General features: G+C 53.3%; 2 protein-coding genes and 1 pseudogene. All 3 read right to left on the bottom strand.

Translation table 11 applies throughout. The features are described 5' to 3' along the window. Positions 1 to 165: 165 nt before the first annotated feature. On the bottom strand, positions 166 to 687 hold the full coding sequence (locus tag U869_RS0102945; protein ID WP_025123729.1) for a hypothetical protein: 522 nt from the start codon (positions 685 to 687) through the stop codon (positions 166 to 168). A 92-nt stretch (positions 688 to 779) separates the two neighbouring features. After that, positions 780 to 1,607: a carbon-nitrogen hydrolase family protein gene (locus U869_RS0102940; protein WP_025123730.1), complete on the bottom strand. Its 828-nt coding sequence runs from the start codon at positions 1,605 to 1,607 to the stop codon at positions 780 to 782. 109 nt (positions 1,608 to 1,716) lie between these two features. Next, a pseudogene (locus tag U869_RS0102935) lies at positions 1,717 to 3,057 on the bottom strand (nucleobase:cation symporter-2 family protein); the annotation flags it as partial. Positions 3,058 to 3,644 lie beyond the last annotated feature (587 nt).

Below are 3,644 nucleotides of genomic sequence, written 5' to 3'. Positions count from 1 at the left end.
CTCCCACAGGGAGAGGGAACCGATCGAGTGTACTTGGAATGATAGTGATCTACTTTGGATGAGGAACGATGGAGTTTGCTGATGTAGCCTCCTTACATCCAAAAGAGCAGAGACTAAAAGCTCCCTCTCCCTGTGGGAGAGGGTTGGGATGAGGGGGGAAAACCGTTATTTCTTCTGCCGTTGCGCCTCAAACCACACGCCACATTGGGAGAATATCAGCGTATTGCGGTCTTTCACCAACACGTTATCACCGGGAACGCCTTCACTCCCCTGATCGGTGATGCCCGGCACGTTGACATCCTGATGCTGGATAATGACGCGTTGCACCGAAGGCGTGCTGATACCCAAGATGGGGAAATCAACATACGAATTGTCGCCCGAGTTATCTTCCACAAACTCCTGCGCTTCTACCGTGGTGGTGATTGCCCCCTGATTGCTCAGTTGCTGTTCATGCCAGGTAAAACCGTCTGCTTTATAGTTGATGCTATTGCCAACCAACTGCTGCGCCTGCTTTTCATCCCAACAGCCCACGGTCTGGGTAGGAATGACCTTGGTCACTCTCCAATTACCAATTAATGCCGCAGGGATCGGGGCTGGAGCGTTTTGTGCCGCCCAGGCAGCGGGCAACGACAGCGCTAACAGCATGGCCAATGGCACGGCTTTTTTACTCAGGGCAAGAAATTGCATTGTATGGCTCCTTAACATGCGGCAAAGTTTGCGGCCGCATTTACCGATGTCCTATGACTTTACCCAAGCCATTGGCCTTTGAGCAAGCGGTGTTAACGCGGAATTAGCGGCCACCAGCGTTGTTCATCATCTTGCTGCTGCCATTGCGCCTCTGCGCTGAGTGCCAGACGCCGATCGTCCAGATAACGATATTCGCGGCGAGCCTCTTCCAACAGGTTGAAATCCAGCTCTACCTGCAAGACGCCCGGCTCGCGTCCCAAGCCAGCAACTTCGCGCCCCAGCGGATCGACGACCAGGCTTTCGCCAGCAAACTGCATCTCACATCCATGCCCTGCGCGGTTGGCCATCGCGACAAACATCTGATTATCCTGAGCTCGGGCCAACAAAGCGTTACGGTGTACGTGGCCGTATGGATCCATATTGCCATCGGTCACCAGCAACAGGTCGCAGCCCATCAGGGCCAAGGCTCTTGATGCCTCGGGGAATTCGATATCGTAGCAGATCAGCAACCCGATACGTCGCCCACGCCACAGGCCGCAGACCAGGCGATCGCCCGCTTGCGCTTCGACGCGTTCATTGGTCCAGAGGTGGCTTTTGCGATAATGCAGATAAATGCCCTGCTCCGGCGTGATCAGCACCGAACTGTTGAACAATTGCCCACCATCCTGCTCAAGAAAACCCACTGCGACAGCGATACCTGCACGCTGACTTGCTGCCGCCACCTGAGCCAGTTCCGGGCCTTGCAGTTGCAGCGCATAGTCCGTATTGCCGTTGGGATGGGTAAAGCCGGTAAGCTGCGTTTCTGGCAATAGCAACAGATCGGTTTGGCCGCGACAACATTCAATCTGCGCCAGCACGGCGGCCAGGTTATGGGCAATATCCCCTTCACGGCAGGTAAATTGGGCCAAGGTAATCCGCATTCATCTCTCCTTTCTCAGTCGAACAGTGTTTTTACCCGTTATTGCCACCGGCTGGCAAGCCACTGTTCGCGGAGAGTGTCAATTAACGGCTGGGTTATTCCTCCGGATGATAGCCATTGAAGTAGAGATTCAGCAGCACCGCCGCTACGGAAGAAAGCAAAATGCCGCTGTGCAGCAACGGTTGCAGACTAACAGGCATCTGGTTAAAGAAATCGGCCGCCACGATTGGGATCATGCCAAGCCCCAGGCTGATGGCGACGATATAGGCGTTATAACGGTTGGTATTGAAGTTGACCCTGGTCAGGATCTTGATACCGGTCGACAACACCATGCCAAACATCACGATACCCGCGCCCCCCAGGACAAACTGTGGGATCGAGGCCACCAGAATAGACATTTTCGGGATCAGACCAAACAGCACCAGTATCAACCCCGCCATCACACACACCCAGCGGCTGGACACCTGGGTAACGCTAACCAGACCGATATTCTGGGAAAACGAGGTGTGCGGGAAAGTATTGAAAATACCACCGATGATGGTTCCCATGCCGTCAACCCGCAGCCCTCGAACCACATCCTGCTTGGTGGTTGGGCGGCCAACAATTTCCCCCAGTGCCATAAACATGCCCATGGATTCAATAAATACGATCAGCATAACGATCGTCAGGGTGATTATCGAAGCCGGATCGAAGGTAGGCCAACCGAAGGCAAACGGACGCACGATGGCAAACCACGCGGCATCATTCAGGCCAGAAAAGCTGACCTCCCCCATCAGCAGCGCCACCACAAAACCGAAGCCTATCCCCAGCAGCACGGAGATGTTGGAGATAAAGCCTTTGCTAAAGCGGGTGATTAACAAAATAAAAATCAGCACCAGCAGCGAGACGCCAATATAGGCCGGATTGCCGTAGTCGGCATTACCTCTGCCCCCGGCGGCCCAATCTATCCCGACGCGGACAATGCTGAGACCTATGGAGGTGATCACAATCCCCGTGACCAACGTGGGGAACAGCGGCATCAGGCGGCCCATCAACGGCACCAGCAACGTGGTGATAATACCCGCCGCTATGGTGGCACCAAAGATGCCGGTCAGGCCGATTTCAGGGTTGGCACCGATAGCCAACATCGGCGTCACGGCGGCGAAGGTGACGGACATGATGACGGGTAAACGGATGCCGGCAAAGCGGCCTATGCCGATGCATTGCAACAGCGTCACCACGCCACAGCAGAACAGATCGGAACTGATCAGATAGGCAATCTGTGATTTATCCAACCCAAGGCTGCCGCCGATCATTAACGGAACGGCAACCGCCCCCGCATACATCACCAGCACATGCTGCAACCCCAGAGTAAAAAGATGGGCAATGGGCAGTATCTCTTCCACTTTATCGATCGGCTTGTCCGCTGCTGCCCCCTTTTCACCGGGCAAAGTAGTATTCAAGTTGGTCATAAAACCTTACTCCTGTACGGCCTTGGTCAGGTTGTCATGCCTGATGGCTACGATTCGAGGGCACAGCCTGATAACCCCCCTGAGAATGGATGTACGGCACGAGTAAGGGCATGCATATTGTGTGCAGAGTGGGCGGTTTTCGGGGGATATAACGTAAGGGATGGTGTTAAATGCGAAAACCATCACAAAAGAGGCTTTTTTTATTTCGATTTTCTTAACATGATATTGGGTGAAAAATAACATTCTTCGCGGGCGTTAGCGGTCGGCTGATAAAATTACCAATATGATTCGTCTCAATTTGAGATATCACCACCGTATCCGGCCGATAAATCGCTAGCAGCGACATGTTGCAATTTTACCAAGCAAAATCGACTACCGCTCGCTAATCCCTTGATCGCCTGTCATTCGTGAGCTTCCAGCGCCAATCATCAAAAATAACGAGCCGATAACCGGCATGATTCCGGTCAACAATTAGCCTGTTAATGGTTTATTTGTGAGCAATGGCTGTATATATTGCCATCACTCAGAGGGAATGAGTCAGGCCGTCCAGCCACTCCATTACAGGGATATACCCAATAAACCTCAAG

Source organism: Serratia sp. H1w (assembly GCF_000633355.1).
In the GTDB taxonomy this organism is placed as follows: Bacteria; Pseudomonadota; Gammaproteobacteria; order Enterobacterales; family Enterobacteriaceae; genus Chania.
The sequence above is the reverse complement of the archived record's forward strand: the minus strand, read 5'-3'. Positions and strand labels throughout refer to the sequence as shown.

Bases quoted from the DNA above. Each gene is read 5' to 3' on its own strand.
- U869_RS0102945 (WP_025123729.1), bottom strand. From the start codon at position 687: ATGCAATTTCTTGCCCTGAGTAAAAAAGCCGTGCCATTGGCCATGCTG.
- U869_RS0102940 (WP_025123730.1), bottom strand. From the start codon at position 1,607: ATGCGGATTACCTTGGCCCAATTTACCTGCCGTGAAGGGGATATTGCC.